The sequence below is a fragment of the Pseudomonas sp. K2I15 genome, assembly GCF_002204795.1.
Classification (GTDB): Bacteria; Pseudomonadota; Gammaproteobacteria; order Pseudomonadales; family Pseudomonadaceae; genus Aquipseudomonas.
On record NZ_NIXO01000038.1, the window covers coordinates 32,884 to 48,327 of the forward strand.

At 61.2% G+C, this 15,444-nt stretch carries 19 protein-coding genes; 10 read left to right on the forward strand and 9 right to left on the reverse strand.

The features are described 5' to 3' along the window. Window positions 1-90: 90 nt before the first annotated feature. Window positions 91-1,125: a type IV pilus twitching motility protein PilT gene (locus CEC48_RS20965; protein WP_088425491.1), complete on the reverse strand. Its 1,035-nt coding sequence runs from the start codon at window positions 1,123-1,125 to the stop codon at window positions 91-93. A gap of 57 nt (window positions 1,126-1,182) precedes the next feature. Here CEC48_RS20965 and CEC48_RS20970 point away from each other — a divergent pair, with 57 nt between their 5' ends. From CEC48_RS20970 to CEC48_RS21010, 9 genes are all read left to right on the forward strand, one after another. Further along, complete coding sequence (locus tag CEC48_RS20970) at window positions 1,183-1,869, forward strand: YggS family pyridoxal phosphate-dependent enzyme (protein ID WP_088425492.1); 687 nt, start codon at window positions 1,183-1,185, stop codon at window positions 1,867-1,869. Between the two features lie 33 nt (window positions 1,870-1,902). Beyond that, complete coding sequence (gene proC / locus CEC48_RS20975; protein ID WP_088425493.1) at window positions 1,903-2,721, forward strand: pyrroline-5-carboxylate reductase; 819 nt, start codon at window positions 1,903-1,905, stop codon at window positions 2,719-2,721. 24 nt (window positions 2,722-2,745) lie between these two features. Continuing rightward, a complete protein-coding gene (locus CEC48_RS20980; RefSeq protein WP_088425494.1) occupies window positions 2,746-3,333 on the forward strand; it encodes a YggT family protein in 588 nt (195 codons plus the stop codon). A 230-nt stretch (window positions 3,334-3,563) separates the two neighbouring features. Beyond that, window positions 3,564-4,706, forward strand: coding sequence for a homoserine O-acetyltransferase (locus CEC48_RS20985; RefSeq protein WP_088425495.1), 1,143 nt, complete (start codon window positions 3,564-3,566; stop codon window positions 4,704-4,706). Window positions 4,707-4,731: 25 nt separating this feature from the next. Further along, window positions 4,732-5,352, forward strand: a complete 621-nt coding sequence (gene metW, locus CEC48_RS20990; protein WP_088425496.1) for a methionine biosynthesis protein MetW — start codon at window positions 4,732-4,734, stop codon at window positions 5,350-5,352. A gap of 21 nt (window positions 5,353-5,373) precedes the next feature. Beyond that, the gene (locus tag CEC48_RS20995) at window positions 5,374-5,808 is read left to right on the forward strand and encodes a DUF4426 domain-containing protein (RefSeq protein ID WP_010167700.1); all 435 of its coding nucleotides are present in this window, start codon (window positions 5,374-5,376) and stop codon (window positions 5,806-5,808) included. Next, window positions 5,805-6,401 (forward strand): RdgB/HAM1 family non-canonical purine NTP pyrophosphatase, encoded by a 597-nt coding sequence (gene rdgB / locus CEC48_RS21000; protein ID WP_088425497.1) that lies wholly within the window; start codon window positions 5,805-5,807, stop codon window positions 6,399-6,401. The genes CEC48_RS20995 and rdgB overlap by 4 nt, the downstream gene beginning before the upstream one ends. Continuing rightward, on the forward strand, window positions 6,398-7,600 hold the full coding sequence (gene hemW, locus CEC48_RS21005; protein WP_088425498.1) for a radical SAM family heme chaperone HemW: 1,203 nt from the start codon (window positions 6,398-6,400) through the stop codon (window positions 7,598-7,600). The genes rdgB and hemW overlap by 4 nt, the downstream gene beginning before the upstream one ends. Window positions 7,601-7,619: 19 nt before the next feature. Further along, complete coding sequence (locus CEC48_RS21010; protein ID WP_003213776.1) at window positions 7,620-7,943, forward strand: DUF3392 domain-containing protein; 324 nt, start codon at window positions 7,620-7,622, stop codon at window positions 7,941-7,943. A 141-nt stretch (window positions 7,944-8,084) separates the two neighbouring features. On the opposite strand, the gene trmB is transcribed toward CEC48_RS21010, so the two are convergent. The 4 genes from trmB to CEC48_RS21030 all read right to left on the reverse strand — a co-directional run bounded on the left by trmB (window position 8,085) and on the right by CEC48_RS21030 (window position 10,349). Further along, window positions 8,085-8,810, reverse strand: coding sequence for a tRNA (guanosine(46)-N7)-methyltransferase TrmB (gene trmB, locus CEC48_RS21015; RefSeq protein WP_017737956.1), 726 nt, complete (start codon window positions 8,808-8,810; stop codon window positions 8,085-8,087). Window positions 8,811-8,819: 9 nt separating this feature from the next. Continuing rightward, entirely contained in the window at window positions 8,820-9,614 is a 795-nt protein-coding gene (locus tag CEC48_RS21020; RefSeq protein WP_088425499.1) for a thiazole synthase, read from the reverse strand. A gap of 65 nt (window positions 9,615-9,679) precedes the next feature. After that, window positions 9,680-9,880 (reverse strand): sulfur carrier protein ThiS, encoded by a 201-nt coding sequence (thiS, locus tag CEC48_RS21025; RefSeq protein WP_176438750.1) that lies wholly within the window; start codon window positions 9,878-9,880, stop codon window positions 9,680-9,682. Between the two features lie 91 nt (window positions 9,881-9,971). Continuing rightward, window positions 9,972-10,349, reverse strand: coding sequence for a DUF423 domain-containing protein (locus tag CEC48_RS21030; RefSeq protein ID WP_088425501.1), 378 nt, complete (start codon window positions 10,347-10,349; stop codon window positions 9,972-9,974). Window positions 10,350-10,423: 74 nt separating this feature from the next. Here CEC48_RS21030 and mtgA point away from each other — a divergent pair, with 74 nt between their 5' ends. After that, on the forward strand, window positions 10,424-11,146 hold the full coding sequence (gene mtgA / locus CEC48_RS21035) for a monofunctional biosynthetic peptidoglycan transglycosylase (protein WP_088425502.1): 723 nt from the start codon (window positions 10,424-10,426) through the stop codon (window positions 11,144-11,146). 134 nt (window positions 11,147-11,280) lie between these two features. Here mtgA and rpoH read toward each other — a convergent pair whose 3' ends face one another. From rpoH to ftsY, 4 genes are all read right to left on the reverse strand, one after another. Next, window positions 11,281-12,135: an RNA polymerase sigma factor RpoH gene (gene rpoH / locus CEC48_RS21040; RefSeq protein ID WP_003176698.1), complete on the reverse strand. Its 855-nt coding sequence runs from the start codon at window positions 12,133-12,135 to the stop codon at window positions 11,281-11,283. 129 nt (window positions 12,136-12,264) lie between these two features. Continuing rightward, window positions 12,265-13,287, reverse strand: coding sequence for a permease-like cell division protein FtsX (ftsX, locus tag CEC48_RS21045; protein WP_088425503.1), 1,023 nt, complete (start codon window positions 13,285-13,287; stop codon window positions 12,265-12,267). Further along, window positions 13,284-13,955 carry a cell division ATP-binding protein FtsE gene (ftsE, locus tag CEC48_RS21050; RefSeq protein ID WP_003213784.1) on the reverse strand — a complete coding sequence of 224 codons (672 nt, stop codon included), beginning with the start codon at window positions 13,953-13,955 and terminating at the stop codon, window positions 13,284-13,286. The genes ftsX and ftsE overlap by 4 nt, the downstream gene beginning before the upstream one ends. Further along, window positions 13,952-15,355 (reverse strand): signal recognition particle-docking protein FtsY, encoded by a 1,404-nt coding sequence (gene ftsY, locus CEC48_RS21055; protein ID WP_088425504.1) that lies wholly within the window; start codon window positions 15,353-15,355, stop codon window positions 13,952-13,954. The genes ftsE and ftsY overlap by 4 nt, the downstream gene beginning before the upstream one ends. Window positions 15,356-15,444: the final 89 nt, after the last annotated feature.

Genomic DNA, 15,444 nt, shown 5'->3' on the forward strand with positions numbered 1-15,444 from the left:
GGCGGAGTGTCAGTCGATGCATATTTGACTGAACCACCGCATTCGCGAGCAAGCCCGCTCCCACATTAGCTCTTCATCGCTCACACGATCTCAAATATCCCCAGGCACCCTCGCCTTCTCCCGGGCATGCTCCCGGCTGATCAGCCCCTCGCTGACCAATTCCTTCAAGCTCATGTCCAGCGTCTTCATCCCCAGCGCCCCGCCGGTCTGGATCGCCGAGTACATCTGCGCCACCTTGTCCTCGCGGATCAGGTTACGAATCGCCAATGTGCCAAGCATGATTTCGTGAGCCGCCACTCGTCCGCCGCCGACTTTCTTCACCAACACCTGAGACACCACCGCCTGCAATGACTCCGAGAGCATCGAGCGGACCATGGCCTTTTCCACCGCGGGAAATACATCCACCACTCGGTCCACGGTTTTAGCCGCTGAGGTGGTGTGCAGCGTGCCGAACACCAGGTGCCCGGTTTCTGCCGCAGTCAGCGCGAGCCGGATAGTTTCCAGATCCCGCAGCTCACCCACCAGAATCACATCAGGGTCTTCCCGCAATGCCGAACGCAGGGCGGTCGAAAAGCTGTGTGTGTCGCGATGCACCTGCCGCTGGTTGATCAGGGCATTTTTCGGTAGATGAACAAACTCGATCGGGTCTTCAAGGGTGAGGATGTGCTGGCGACGATGGGTGTTGAGGTAATCGATCATCGCCGCCAGGGTCGTGGACTTGCCGGACCCGGTCGGCCCGGTGACCAATACAAGCCCACGTGGCAAATCGGCGATGCGCCGGAATACTTCGCCCAGCCCCAGGCTTTCCAGGCTCTGCACCGTTGACGGGATGGTACGAAACACCGCACCCATGCCCCGGTGCTGCTGGAACACATTCACCCGAAACCGCGCCACCTCAGGCAACTCGAAGGCAAAATCCGTTTCAAGAGATGTTTCGAAATCCTTTTGCTGGTGATTGTTCAGTAAAGGGCTGAGTAACTCCGCCACTTGCGTGGGTGCCAGCACCGGCCAATCGAGCGGCCAGACTTCGCCATCAACTCGCAACATCGGCGCCAACCCGGCCGACAGATGCAGGTCTGAGGCCCGCAGGCGCACGCTGGCGGCCAGCAGTTCAGTGATATCCATAGGGCTTTCCATTTCCAGTAGAATGCCGCGGACTCCATATCCACGGGCGCAACTTGAATGTCGACCATAGCAGACAACATCAGCCTGGTTTCCGAGCGGATCCGTGCGGCGGCCGAGGCCTCGCAGCGCGACGCAGGCAGCGTGCACCTGCTGGCCGTGAGCAAGACCAAACCGGCACAAGCCGTGCGCGAAGCCTATGCCGCCGGGATGCGTGACTTTGGCGAGAACTATCTGCAGGAAGCCCTGGGCAAACAGGCCGAATTAACCGACCTGCCCTTGAGTTGGCACTTCATCGGCCCCATTCAATCGAACAAGACTCGTGCGATCGCCGAGAACTTCGCTTGGGTGCATTCCGTGGACCGCCTGAAAATCGCACAACGCCTGTCCGAGCAACGCCCGGCTGACCTGCCGCCGCTGAATATCTGCATCCAGGTCAATGTCAGTGGCGAAGCCAGCAAGTCCGGCTGTACACCCGCCGACCTGCCCGCCCTGGCCGAAGCCATCAGCGCCCTGCCGCGCCTGAAGCTGCGCGGTTTGATGGCGATTCCCGAGCCAACCGAAGACCGTGCAGAGCAGGACGCAGCCTTCGCCACCGTGCGCGATCTGCAAGCGAGCCTGAACCTCCCGCTCGACACACTTTCCATGGGCATGAGCCATGACCTTGAGTCGGCCATCGCCCAAGGCGCCACCTGGGTGCGGATCGGTACCGCCCTGTTTGGTGCCCGCGACTACGGCCAGCCGTGACATGGCTGACTTCCATCTGAATAAGGACCTGTCATGAGCAACACGCGTATTGCCTTTATCGGCGCCGGTAACATGGCGGCCAGCCTGATCGGCGGCCTGCGGGCCAAGGGCCTGGAAGTACAACAGATTCGCGCCAGCGACCCGGGCGCCGACACCCGCGCCCGCGTCAGCGCCGAGCACGGTATCGAAACCTTCGCCGACAACGCACAAGCGATTGAAGGCGTTGATGTCGTGGTGCTGGCGGTCAAGCCACAGGCCATGAAAGCCGTGTGCGAAAGCCTGCGCCCGAGCCTCAAGCCGCATCAACTGGTGGTGTCCATCGCCGCCGGCATCACCTGCGCCAGCATGAACGCCTGGCTCGGCGCCCAGCCGATTGTGCGCTGCATGCCCAACACCCCGGCGCTGCTGCGCAAGGGCGTGAGCGGCTTGTACGCCACCAGCGAGGTGACCGCAGCCCAGCGCGACCAGGCACAAGAGTTGTTGTCTGCCGTGGGTATCGCCCTGTGGCTGGAACAAGAGCAGCAACTGGACGCCGTCACTGCAGTGTCCGGCAGCGGCCCGGCCTACTTCTTCTTGCTGATCGAATCCATGACCGCCGCCGGCGTGAAACTGGGTTTGCCACGCGACGTCGCTGAGCAACTGGCCGAACAAACCGCATTGGGCGCCGCACAGATGGCCGTGGCCAGTGATGTCGACGCTGCCGAACTGCGCCGTCGCGTGACCTCGCCGGGCGGCACGACCCAAGCGGCAATCGAATCGTTCCAGGCCGGGGGCTTTGAAGCCCTGGTGGAAAAAGCACTGGGTGCCGCAGCACATCGTTCGGCTGAAATGGCCGAGCAGCTGGGCAAATAGTCGTCCCCAACATAGGAATTAAACATGCTCGGAATCAATGACGCTGCCATCTTCATCATCCAGACCCTGGGCAGCCTGTACCTGCTGATCGTGCTGATGCGTTTTATCCTGCAACTGGTGCGGGCGAACTTCTACAACCCGCTGTGCCAGTTCGTGGTGAAGGCCACGCAACCGCTGCTCAAGCCACTGCGCCGGGTGATCCCGAGTATGTTCGGCCTGGACATGTCGTCGCTGGTGCTGGCGCTGTTGCTGCAGATCCTGCTGTTCGCGGTCATCCTGCTGCTCAACGGCTATCAGGCCACCACGCTGCTGTTGCTGCCGTGGGCCTTGATCGGGATTTTCTCGCTGTTTTTGAAGATCATTTTCTGGTCGATGATCATCAGCGTGATCCTCTCGTGGGTCGCTCCCGGCAGCCGCAGCCCTGGCGCAGAGCTGGTGGCGCAGATCACTGAACCGGTGCTGGCACCGTTCCGTCGCCTGATACCGAACCTGGGTGGCCTGGATATCTCGCCGATCTTCGCGTTTATCGCCATTCAGCTGCTGCAAAGCTGGGTGATTCCGCGTCTGGCCTTCTATGCATTCATGCCCAAAGAACTGTTCGGTCTGATCTGACAACAATGTGGCGAGGGAGCTTGCTCCCGCTGGGCTGCGCAGCAGCCCCAAAAAGGATGACCGCGCTGCACCTGCACAATTGCGGCGGCCGGATTGGGAGCGCTCCGCGCTCCAACGGGAGCAAGCTCCCTCGCCACTAAAAGCCTTAAAAAAAACCTCTGCGGGCCTTTGCTTGCCGCTGGGTGCAGCGGTCTTTAGACTTACGCCTCATTTAAACGAGAGCAGGGTCGATGCCAACTGCCTTCCCCCCCGATTCTGTTGGACTGGTCGTGCCCCAAGTGGCGCACTTCAGCGAACCGCTGGCCCTGGCCTGCGGCCGTTCGCTGCCCGCCTACGACCTGATCTATGAAACCTACGGCCAACTGAACGCCACAGGCAGCAATGCCGTGCTGATCTGCCACGCCCTGTCCGGCCATCACCATGCTGCGGGCTTCCACAGTGTGGACGAGCGCAAGCCCGGCTGGTGGGACAGCTGCATCGGCCCCGGCAAGCCCATCGACACCAATAAGTTCTTTGTGGTCAGCCTGAACAACCTCGGCGGCTGCAACGGCTCTACCGGCCCCAGCAGCCTGAACCCGGAAACCGGCAAGCCGTTTGGCGCCGACTTCCCGGTACTGACCGTGGAAGACTGGGTGCACAGCCAGGCGCGCCTGGCCGACGTACTGGGCATCGCCCAATGGGCCGCCGTGATCGGCGGCAGCCTGGGCGGCATGCAGGCCCTGCAATGGACCATCACCTACCCGGACCGCGTGCGCCATTGCCTGGCCATCGCCTCGGCCCCCAAGCTGTCGGCGCAGAACATCGCCTTCAACGAAGTGGCGCGCCAGGCGATCCTTACCGACCCGGAGTTCCACGGTGGTTCGTTCCAGGAAGCCGGTGTGATCCCCAAGCGCGGGCTGATGCTGGCGCGCATGGTCGGGCACATCACCTACCTGTCGGATGACTCCATGGGCGAGAAATTCGGCCGTGGTCTCAAGAGCGAAAAGCTCAACTACGACTTCCACAGCGTCGAGTTCCAGGTCGAGAGCTACCTGCGTTATCAGGGCGAGGAGTTTTCCGGGCGTTTCGACGCCAACACCTACCTGCTGATGACCAAGGCCCTGGACTACTTCGACCCGGCGGCGAACTTCGACGATGACCTGGCGCGCACCTTTGAGGCGGCCACCGCCAAGTTCTGCGTGATGTCGTTCACCACTGACTGGCGCTTCTCGCCGGCCCGCTCGCGGGAGCTGGTGGATGCGCTGATGGCCGCCAAGAAAGACGTCTGCTACCTGGAGATCGATGCACCGCAGGGCCACGACGCGTTCCTGATCCCGATCCCGCGTTACTTGCAGGCCTTTGGCAACTACATGAACCGAATAGCGCTTATATGAATTGCTTACGCTTTGGGAGAACGCCATGAGAGCCGACCTGGAAATCATCCAAGACTGGATCCCCGCCGGCAGCCGCGTGCTCGACCTCGGTTGCGGCGATGGCGAACTGCTGAGCTGGCTGCGCGACAACAAGCAAGTCACCGGCTACGGCCTGGAAAACGACCCGGACAACATCGCCCAGTGCGTGGCCAAGGGCATCAACGTGATCGAGCAGGACCTGGACAAGGGCCTGGGCAACTTTGCCAGCAACAGCTTCGACATCGTGGTCATGACCCAGGCGCTGCAAGCCGTGCACTACCCGGACCGGATCCTCGACGAAATGTTGCGCGTCGGCCGCCAGTGCATCATCACCTTCCCTAATTTCGGTCACTGGCGCTGCCGCTGGTACCTGGCCAGCAAGGGCCGCATGCCGGTGTCGGATTTCCTGCCGTACACCTGGTACAACACGCCCAACATCCACTTCTGCACCTTCGAAGACTTCGAAGCGCTGTGTGGCGAGCGTGACGCCAAAGTCATCAACCGCCTTGCCGTCGATCAACAGCACCGTCACGGCTGGGCGAGTAAGCTATGGCCTAACCTGTTGGGTGAGATCGGGATCTACCGGGTCAGCAGCCCGGGCCTGACGGACCACCAGATAGCCGTCTAACCATATTCAAGGAGGACGATCATGAGTCGCCTGGCTGTTTTTCTACTCACTGCCTGCCTGGGCGTCAGCGCCATGGCTGCCGACGTTATCGACCCCAATCGCCAGAAAGATTTCGGCGACATCACTGTGCACTACAACACCTTCACCTCCAGCTTCCTGCAACCCGACGTGGCCCAGGCCGTTGAACTGGTGCGCAGCAAGAACAAGGGCGTGATCAATGTGTCGGTGATCAAGGGCGTCACACCCGTGGTGGCCCAGGTGACGGGCACGGTCAAAGACCTGAGCGGCAAGAGTGAGATGCTGACCTTCAAGCAGATCACCGAGAAAGGTGCGATTTACTACCTCGCCCAGTACTCCGTGCCGCAGCAGGAAGTACGAATTTTCACCATCAACGTTGAAACCGGCGGCAAAGCCCACGGTTTCAGTTTCAACCAGGAACTGTTTCCGGCCGAATGATGAACCTCACACAACTCGTACTGGCCAGCCATAACGCCGGCAAGCTCAAAGAACTCCAGGCCATGCTCGGCGACTCGGTGCAACTGCGCTCGATTGGCGAGTTCAGCCAGGTAGAGCCGGAAGAGACCGGCCTGTCGTTTGTCGAGAACGCCATCCTCAAGGCCCGCAATGCCGCGCGCATCTCCGGCCTGCCGGCGCTGGCCGACGACTCGGGGCTGGCCGTGGACTTCCTCGGCGGCGCGCCAGGCATCTACTCGGCGCGTTACGCCGATGGCAAAGGCGACGCGGCCAACAACGCCAAGCTGCTGGATGCCCTCAAGGACGTACCGGACGCGATGCGTGGCGCGCAGTTTGTCTGCGTGCTGGCCCTGGTACGTCACGCCGATGATCCACTGCCGATCCTCTGCGAAGGCCTGTGGCACGGGCGCATCCTGCATGCCGCCAGTGGCGAACATGGTTTTGGCTACGACCCGCTGTTCTGGGTGCCGGAGCGCAATGTCTCCAGTGCCGAACTGAGCCCGGCCGACAAGAACCAGATCAGCCACCGCGCCCGCGCAATGGATTTGCTGCGCCTGCGTCTGGGTTTGAAATGACTCAGAACACCTCCGCGCAGCCACTGATCCTCGGTGGCGCGCAAACCCCTCGGGCGGCCCTGCCTCACCTGCCGCCCCTGGCGCTGTACATCCACATCCCGTGGTGCGTGCGCAAATGCCCTTATTGCGACTTCAACTCCCACACCGCCAGCAAGGTGCTGCCGGAAGAAGAATACGTAGACGCTCTGCTGGCCGACCTCGATCAGGACCTGCATGCGGTGTATGGCCGTGAGCTGAGTTCGATCTTCTTCGGTGGTGGCACCCCAAGCCTGTTCAGCGCCGCTGCACTGGGCCGACTGCTCAAGGGTGTGGAAGCACGCATCCCGTTCGCCAGCGACATCGAGATCACCCTGGAAGCCAACCCCGGGACCTTCGAGCAAGAGAAGTTCGTGGCGTATCGCAAGCTGGGGATCAATCGGCTGTCGATTGGCATCCAGAGTTTCCAGCAGGAAAAGCTCGAAGCACTGGGCCGCATCCACAACGGTGACGAAGCCGTACGTGCTGCCGGCATGGCGCGCCAGGCCGGGTTCGACAACTTCAACCTGGACCTGATGCACGGTTTGCCCGATCAGTCGCTGGACGACGCCCTGGACGACCTGCGCCAGGCCATTGCCCTCAAACCCACGCACCTGTCCTGGTACCAACTGACCCTGGAGCCCAACACCGTGTTCTGGAACCAGCCGCCTGTGCTGCCGGAAGACGACACCCTGTGGGACATCCAGGAAGCAGGCCAGGCATTGCTCGCCGAACACGGTTACGCCCAGTACGAAGTCTCGGCCTACGCCCAACCGGGTAGGCCGGCGCGGCATAACCTGAACTACTGGAGCTTTGGCGACTTTATCGGCATCGGTGCCGGCGCCCACGGCAAGCTCAGCCACCCGGACGGGCGCATCGTGCGCACCTGGAAAACCCGAGCGCCGAAGGACTACCTCAACCCGGCGAAAAACTACCAGGCAGGGTCCAAAGAACTGACCAACGAAGAGTTACCGTTCGAGTTCCTGATGAACGCCCTGCGCCTCACCGATGGTGTGGAAGCCAGGCTGTACGCCGAGCGCACCGGCCTTGAGCTGTCCAGCCTCGATGAAGCCCGCACGGATGCAGAACAAAGTGGCTTAATGCAGGTCGAACCGTCACGCCTGGCGGCCACCGACCGCGGGCAACTCTTTCTCAATGACCTGCTGCAGAAGTTTTTGAGCTGATTGCTCTTAAGGAAATCGAATGGATTTGGTACTCGATCTACTCGCCACCGTGTCCCGCTGGAGCCGTAGCAACCTGTCGGAAATCTCCCTGGCGCTGGTAGGCTGCCTGCTGGTGCTGTTTGGCGCCGACATCAAGGGTTGGGTAGAAGCACGGCTGGGCAGCATCGCAGGTGCGCTGCGCGTACCGCTGATGGCGCTGGTGTGCATGATCGGCAGCGGTGCTGCGCTGATCTATGCCACGCCGTGGATTGTGCGCGGGCTGAGCCAGTTCAATAACTACAGCCTGGCGCCGGTGTTGTTGGTGGTGCTGGTGTTGATCGGGGTTGTGGCGGATCGCCGCTGACCTTAGGCACAGCACAAAACAAATGTGGGAGCGGGCTTGCTCGCGAAAGCGGTGAATCAGTCGATGTTTCCGGTGACTGACACTCCGCATTCGCGAGCAAGCCCGCACACATTTTTTACCGCATTCCAAGCCTGGGGCTTATCAGTCCACTTTCTCGAACTTCAAATCCCAAACCCCATGCCCGAGTCGCTCGCCGCGACGTTCGAACTTGGTGATTGGCCGCTCGGCCGGGCGCGGGACGCATTTGCCGTCTTCGGCCAGGTTGCGGTAGCCAGGGGCTACGTCCATCACTTCCAGCATGTATTCGGCATACGGTTCCCAGTCGGTGGCCATGTGCAGGATGCCGCCCACTTTCAGCTTGCTGCGCACCAGTTCCGCGAAGGACGCCTGGACGATGCGGCGCTTGTGGTGGCGGCTCTTGTGCCATGGGTCCGGGAAGAACAGCATCAGGCGGTCGAGGCTGTTGTCGGCGATGCAGCGGTTGAGCACTTCAATCGCATCACAGTCGTAGACCCGCAGGTTGGTCAGCCCTTGGGTCAGCACGCCATTGAGCAGCGCGCCGACACCCGGACGGTGTACTTCAACCCCGATAAAATCCTGTTCCGGAGAAGCCGCGGCCATTTCCAGCAGGGAATGGCCCATGCCGAAGCCGATCTCCAGGGAGCGTGGCGCCGAACGGCCGAATACCTGGTCGTAATCCACCGGTGCATCCGCCAGCGGCAACACGAACAGCGGCGTGCCCTGCTCCAGGCCCTTTTGCTGGCCTTCGGTCATACGACCGGCGCGCATCACAAAACTCTTGATGCGGCGGTGCTTGGACTCGTCGCCTTCTTCCACGGTGTTCGGCGTTTCGTTTGATTCAGTCATCAATGGCTCTTACTTGATCAGACCACCCAGCGGCGAGGAGGCGCTGGCGTAAAGTTTTTTCGGCATGCGCCCGGCAAGGTACGCCAGGCGGCCCGCGACAATGGCGTGTTGCATGGCTTCAGCCATCATGATCGGCTGCTGCGCATGGGCGATGGCCGAGTTCATCAGCACCGCATCGCAACCCAGCTCCATGGCGATGGTGGCGTCGGAGGCAGTGCCCACGCCCGCATCCACCAGCACGGGGATCTTGGCTTCTTCGAGGATGATCTGCAGGTTGTACGGGTTGCAGATGCCCAGCCCGGAACCGATCAGACCGGCCAGCGGCATCACGGCGATACAGCCGATTTCTGCCAGTTGGCGCGCGATGATCGGGTCATCGCTGGTGTAGACCATCACGTCGAAGCCTTCCTTGACCAGGGTTTCGGCGGCCTTGAGGGTTTCGATCACGTTGGGGAACAGGGTTTTCTGGTCGGCCAGTACTTCCAGCTTCACCAGGTTGTGGCCGTCGAGCAGCTCACGGGCCAGGCGGCAGGTGCGCACGGCTTCGATGGCGTCGTAGCAACCGGCAGTGTTCGGCAAGAAGGTGTAGCGATCCGGCGACAGCACTTCGAGCAGGTTCGGCTCGCCTTCGATCTGGCCGAGGTTGGTGCGGCGCACGGCGAAGGTGACGATCTCGGCGCCCGAGGCTTCGATGGCCAGGCGGGTTTCTTCCATGTCGCGGTACTTGCCGGTGCCGACCAGCAAACGCGACTGGTAGGTACGACCGGCCAGGACGAAGGGCTTGTCGCTACGAACGATGCTCATGGGAAATCCTCGAGTTTGGGTGAGGTTCTGCAGAATGCGGGTTGGCGCCCTTGAGCGGCAGGCGACTAGCCGCCGCCGATGGCGTGGACCACTTCGACCTGGTCACCTTCGGTGAGCGCAGTTTCGGCGTGCTGGCTACGCGGGACGATATCCAGGTTGAGCTCCACTGCGACGCGGCGTCCGGTGAGGTCCAGACGAGTCAGCAGGGCCGCAACGGTTTCACCGTCGGGCAGTTCTAAGGATTCGCCGTTCAACTGAATGCGCATGCCACGGGCCGCCATCGTTTTTAGGGGCCAGCATTCTAGCGTGATCGGCGGTGATGACCCAAGCCCTCCGGTCAGCAACCTGGCGCAAGCTTCAGGCGGCTTGCAGGCGCCACGCAGCGAGACCCAGGAAGAACCAGCCAATCAAGAACGCCAGCCCACCGAACGGGGTGATGATGCCGAGCTTGCTGATGCCGGTCATGGTCAGCACATACAGGCTGCCGGAGAACAGTAGGATGCCGACAGCAAAGGACACGCCTGCCCACGTCACCAGCCGGCCCGGAATGTGCGCAGCCAGCAGCGCCACGCCGAACAGCGCCAAGGTGTGCACCAGTTGGTAGGTCACGCCGGTGTGGAAAATCGCCAGGTAGTCGGCGCTCAGGCGGTTTTTCAGGCCGTGGGCGGCAAACGCGCCAAGGGCCACGCCAGTGAAACCGAAAAAGGCAGCCAGCATCAGAAAGCCACGCAACATGAGGAACTCCAGTCAGACTCAGTGGGCAGGGTCTGTATAATGGCCCGCTCAACGGGTTCGGCCAAGCCATCTCTATGCTGCGTCTCCTCTTCAAGCGTTTTCTCAAAGTCCTCAAGTGGTTTGCCATCGGCAGTGTGTTGCTGGTGCTGCTGTTTCGTGTCGTGCCGCCTCCGGGCACTGCACTGATGGTTGAGCGCAAGGTCGAATCCTGGGTCGACGGCGAGCCGATTGACGTGCAGCGCACGTGGGTGCCGTGGGATCAGATTTCCGACGAACTTAAAGTGGCGGTGATGGCGGGCGAAGATCAGCGCTTCCCGCAGCATTGGGGTTTTGATTTCGGCGCGATCCAGGCGGCGTTGCTGCATAACGAGCGCGGCGGTTCGATTCGCGGCGCCAGCACCTTGAGCCAGCAGGTGTCGAAGAACCTGTTTTTGTGGACCGGCCGCAGCTATTTGCGCAAGGGGCTGGAAGCCTGGTTTACCGGGCTGATCGAGATTTTCTGGCCCAAGCAGCGGATTCTTGAGGTGTACCTCAATAGCGTGGAGTGGGATGAAGGCGTGTTTGGCGCAGAAGCGGCGGCGCGGCATCACTTTGGGGTGAGTGCCAAGGCGCTGACCCGCCAGCAGGCAAGCTACCTGGCGGCTGTGCTGCCTAACCCGCGGGTGTGGAGTGCCAGCCATCCAACGTCATATGTGGCGCGACGGGCCGCGTGGATTCGGCAGCAGATGAGTCAGCTGGGTGGCGACAGTTACCTGAACGAGCTGAACAACTCGCGCAAGGCGCCTTGGGCTGACTGACACCACACAAAACAAATGTGGGAGCGGGCTTGCTCGCGAAAGCGGTGGATCAGTCACCTGATATATGACTGACATACCGCCTTCGCGAGCAAGCCCGCTCCCACATTTCGATCGTGCTGTCTTGGCTACCTGTGTCAGGCGGCGATCGACAGTTTCAGCTTGTTCATCGCACTCTTCTCAAGCTGACGAATCCGCTCAGCCGACACGTTGTACTTCTGCGCCAGGTCGTGCAGCGTGGCTTTTTCTTCTGCCAACCAACGTTGGTAGAGGATGTCACGGCTACGGTCGTCCAGCACTTCCAGCGCTTCGTGCAGGTTGTGGTTGGAGTTGTCGCTCCAGTCGGCATCTTCCAGTTGACGCGCCGGGTCGTACCGGTGGTCTTCCAGGTAGTTGGCCGGCGATTGGAAAGCACTGTCGTCGTCCGCTTCGGCGGCCGGGTCGAAGGCCATGTCATGGCCGGTCAGGCGGCTTTCCATCTCGCGCACTTCACGTGGCTCAACGCCAAGGCTTTCGGCCACGCGATGCACTTCTTCGTTGTTCAGCCACGCCAGGCGTTTCTTCTGGCTGCGCAGGTTGAAGAACAGCTTACGCTGGGCCTTGGTGGTCGCGACCTTCACGATGCGCCAGTTGCGCAGGATGAATTCGTGAATTTCCGCCTTGATCCAGTGCACAGCAAACGACACCAGGCGCACACCCATTTCCGGGTTGAAGCGCTTTACCGCTTTCATCAGGCCAACGTTGCCTTCCTGAATCAGGTCAGCCTGGGCCAAGCCGTAGCCGGAATAGCTACGGGCGATATGTACGACAAAACGCAGGTGGGCGAGCACCATCTGCCGAGCCGCCCCCAAATCCTGCTCATAGTAGAGACTCTCGGCCAGTTCACGCTCCTGCTCGGGCGTCAGCAATGGAATGCTGTTGACCGTGTGCACATAGGCCTCCAGGTTCGCACCCGGGACCAAGGCATAAGCAGGTTGCAAAGAAGTGGTCATACGAAAAAACCTCCGACTCACATAACTCGTGCAGTTCAGCACTGCGAAAATTGACCGGGAACCGTAGGACAAGTTCCCTAAACCACTGATACGGTCAATACAAACGAAACCACATTACCGTGACATTAACTACTTGGGCGCCAGCTCACGTAAATGCCGTGCGACCGCAATCCAAGCACCGATATACCCCAAGAGCACTGCCCCAAGCAACAATGACAGACCATCGGCTGCCGGTACGCCAGCCAGGGCAAAATCACTGCCGTACAAGCCGGCGAGCCCCACAACCGCGTCGTTCAGCCAGTTCAGGCCAAAAGCCAGCACGCCCCAGGACAGAATCCCCGCACCGAAGCCATAAAGCGCGCCCATGTACAGAAATGGACGACGCACATAGCTGTCTGTGCCGCCGACGAGTTTAATCACTTCTATCTCGGTGCGGCGGTTTTCAATATGAAGACGAATGGTATTGCCTATCACCAAAAGTAATGCAGAAACCAGCAACACCGTCAGGCCGAACACAAACCGGTCGCCCAGCTTGAGAATCGCCGCCAAACGCTCTACCCAGACCAGGTCAAGTTGTGCCTGCTGGACCTTCGGCAGCTCTGCAAGTTTTTGTCGCAGGGCTTCCAGGGTCGTCTTGTCGACTTCATTTGGTGTTACCAGCACTACGCCCGGCAGCGGGTTTTGCGGCAATTCCTTGAGCGCCTCGCCCAGGCCGGATTGTTGCTGGAACTCTTCCAGGGCTTGATCGCGGCTGATGTACTCAGCCTCGGCCACACCCGGGAGGCCTTTGATCTCGTCGCGCAGGGCTTCGCCGTCTTTGGCGCTGGCATCCAGGTCCAGGTACAGCGAAATCTGCGCCGCCCGCTGCCACGAGCCGCCAAGGCGCTCGACATTATTAAGCAGCAGCGACAAGCCCATCGGCAGGCTCAAGGCCACAGCCATTACCAAGCAGGTGAAGAAGCTGCCGATTGGCTGCTTGCCCAGGCGGCGCAGGCTGTCCACCAGGCTCGCACGGTGGCTTTCGATCCAGGCATGCACCAGGGTGCCGAAATCCGGGCCGTCGTCTTCGTCGCGTTTTTTCTTCTGTGGTTGCGGATCAGCCGGTTTTGGCGCGACGCGCTCGGAAACCTTCGGGCTGCGTGTAGCACTCATACCCCAGCCTCCCCGTCACCGATCAGGCGGCCGCGTTGCAGGGTGAGCATGCGGTGGCGCATGCGGGCGATCAGTGCCAGGTCGTGACTGGCGATCAGCACGCTGGTGCCCAAGCGGTTGATGTCTTCGAACACACCCATGATTTCTGCGGCCAGGCGCGGGTCGAGGTTACCGGTGGGTTCGTCCGCCAGCAGCAAGGCCGGGCGGTGCACGATAGCGCGGGCGATGCCGACGCGCTGTTGCTGGCCGGTGGACAGGTCGCCCGGGTACAGGTCGGTCTTGTCCGAGAGCGCCACGCGCTCCAGGGCCGAATCCACACGCTTGACGATTTCGGCCTTGGACAGCCCGAGAATCTGCAACGGCAAGGCGATGTTGTTGAACACCGTGCGATCAAACAGCAACTGGTGATTCTGGAACACCACGCCGATCTGCCGGCGCAAAAACGGAATCTGCGCGTTGCTGATGGTGGCCAGGTCCTGGCCCGCCAGCAGCAGTTTGCCGGTGGTTGGACGTTCCATGGCCAGCAGCAGGCGCAACAAGGTACTTTTACCGGCACCCGAATGGCCGGTCACAAACAAGAATTCGCCGCGACGCACCCGGAAACTCAGCTCGTGCAAGCCGACATGCCCGTTGGCGTAGCGTTTACCGACCTGTTCGAAACGAATCATGAACGCTCCCGCTCGGCAAACAACGCCTGTACAAAGGGTTCGGCTTCAAAAGTGCGCAGGTCGTCGATGCCTTCACCGACGCCGATATAACGAATCGGCAACCCGAACTGCTTGGCCAGGGCGAAGATCACGCCGCCCTTGGCCGTGCCGTCGAGCTTAGTCAATGCCAGGCCGGTCAGTTGGACCGTCTGGTGGAATTGTTTGGCCTGGCTGATGGCGTTCTGGCCAGTACCGGCGTCCAGCACCAGCAACACCTCGTGGGGCGCGTCGGCGTCGAGCTTGCCGATCACGCGGCGGACTTTCTTCAGCTCTTCCATCAGGTTGTCTTTGGTGTGCAGGCGACCGGCGGTATCGGCGATCAGCACATCAATGTTGCGCGCCTTGGCAGCCTGCACCGCATCGAAGATCACCGAAGCCGAATCGGCGCCGGTGTGCTGGGCGATCACCGGGATCTTGTTGCGCTCGCCCCAGACCTGCAATTGCTCCACGGCTGCGGCACGGAAGGTGTCACCGGCGGCAAGCATGACTTTCTTGCCTTCCAGTTGCAGCTTTTTGGCCAGCTTGCCGATGGTGGTGGTTTTGCCGGCGCCGTTGACGCCGACCACCAAAATGACAAACGGCTTGTTCTGCGTATTGATCACCAGCGGCTCTTCCACCGGCTTGAGCATATTGGCCAACTCGGCCTGCAGCGACTTGTAGAGCGCATCGGCGTCAGTCAGCTGCTTGCGCGCGACCTTATGGGTAAGACTCTGGATGATCACGGCGGTGGCTTCGACGCCCACGTCGGCAGTCAGCAGACGGGTTTCGATGTCTTCCAGCAATTCGTCATCGATGGTCTTTTTGCCGAGGAACAGGCTGGCCATGCCTTCGCCGATGCTGGCGCTGGTCTTGCTCAGGCCTTGCTTGAGGCGGGCAAAGAAGCCGGTCTTGCTGGTTTCGGTGGGGGCGGCAGGTTCTTCGATGATCGCTGGCGCGGCGACGACGACCGGCACAGGCTCGGCGACAACCGGCGCAGGCACTTCAACCACCGGCGGCGCTTCAACCACAACGGCCACCGGTTCCACGACGGCCGGAATCGGCGGCGTCACGTGCTCGGCTTGCTCGTCTTCAACCAATGCCACAGGCTCTTCCGCCACCGGCAACACCAGCCACGGCTCGGGCTCGGGCGCAGGCTCTGGCTCAACCACCGGCTGCAACACCGGCTCCGCCATCGGCAACACCACCGGGGCCGGCGTTTCGGCAACCGGTTCGGCTTCTACTATGGATTCAGGGATCGGTTCTGCTTGAACCTGCGGCTGTTCGACGACGGTTTCCTGCGGCTTTTTGCGCAGCCATCCGAACAGGCCTTTTTTCTCGCCAGCCGCAGCTGGGGTCTTCTTGTCGTCGTTGGAACCAAACATGGAGACGGCTATCTCAAGGTAGCGACGCGCCAAGGGGCGCGTCGGTAAATAAAATTCGATGCGTAACAGACTGTTTTTTAGCCAGCTCG

Bases quoted from the DNA above. Each gene is read 5' to 3' on its own strand.
- CEC48_RS20965 (WP_088425491.1), bottom strand. From the start codon at position 1,125: ATGGATATCACTGAACTGCTGGCCGCCAGCGTGCGCCTGCGGGCCTCA.
- CEC48_RS20970 (WP_088425492.1), top strand. From the start codon at position 1,183: ATGTCGACCATAGCAGACAACATCAGCCTGGTTTCCGAGCGGATCCGT.
- proC (WP_088425493.1), top strand. From the start codon at position 1,903: ATGAGCAACACGCGTATTGCCTTTATCGGCGCCGGTAACATGGCGGCC.
- CEC48_RS20980 (WP_088425494.1), top strand. From the start codon at position 2,746: ATGCTCGGAATCAATGACGCTGCCATCTTCATCATCCAGACCCTGGGC.
- CEC48_RS20985 (WP_088425495.1), top strand. From the start codon at position 3,564: ATGCCAACTGCCTTCCCCCCCGATTCTGTTGGACTGGTCGTGCCCCAA.
- metW (WP_088425496.1), top strand. From the start codon at position 4,732: ATGAGAGCCGACCTGGAAATCATCCAAGACTGGATCCCCGCCGGCAGC.
- CEC48_RS20995 (WP_010167700.1), top strand. From the start codon at position 5,374: ATGAGTCGCCTGGCTGTTTTTCTACTCACTGCCTGCCTGGGCGTCAGC.
- rdgB (WP_088425497.1), top strand. From the start codon at position 5,805: ATGATGAACCTCACACAACTCGTACTGGCCAGCCATAACGCCGGCAAG.
- hemW (WP_088425498.1), top strand. From the start codon at position 6,398: ATGACTCAGAACACCTCCGCGCAGCCACTGATCCTCGGTGGCGCGCAA.
- CEC48_RS21010 (WP_003213776.1), top strand. From the start codon at position 7,620: ATGGATTTGGTACTCGATCTACTCGCCACCGTGTCCCGCTGGAGCCGT.
- trmB (WP_017737956.1), bottom strand. From the start codon at position 8,810: ATGACTGAATCAAACGAAACGCCGAACACCGTGGAAGAAGGCGACGAG.
- CEC48_RS21020 (WP_088425499.1), bottom strand. From the start codon at position 9,614: ATGAGCATCGTTCGTAGCGACAAGCCCTTCGTCCTGGCCGGTCGTACC.
- thiS (WP_176438750.1), bottom strand. From the start codon at position 9,880: ATGCGCATTCAGTTGAACGGCGAATCCTTAGAACTGCCCGACGGTGAA.
- CEC48_RS21030 (WP_088425501.1), bottom strand. From the start codon at position 10,349: ATGTTGCGTGGCTTTCTGATGCTGGCTGCCTTTTTCGGTTTCACTGGC.
- mtgA (WP_088425502.1), top strand. From the start codon at position 10,424: ATGCTGCGTCTCCTCTTCAAGCGTTTTCTCAAAGTCCTCAAGTGGTTT.
- rpoH (WP_003176698.1), bottom strand. From the start codon at position 12,135: ATGACCACTTCTTTGCAACCTGCTTATGCCTTGGTCCCGGGTGCGAAC.
- ftsX (WP_088425503.1), bottom strand. From the start codon at position 13,287: ATGAGTGCTACACGCAGCCCGAAGGTTTCCGAGCGCGTCGCGCCAAAA.
- ftsE (WP_003213784.1), bottom strand. From the start codon at position 13,955: ATGATTCGTTTCGAACAGGTCGGTAAACGCTACGCCAACGGGCATGTC.
- ftsY (WP_088425504.1), bottom strand. From the start codon at position 15,355: ATGTTTGGTTCCAACGACGACAAGAAGACCCCAGCTGCGGCTGGCGAG.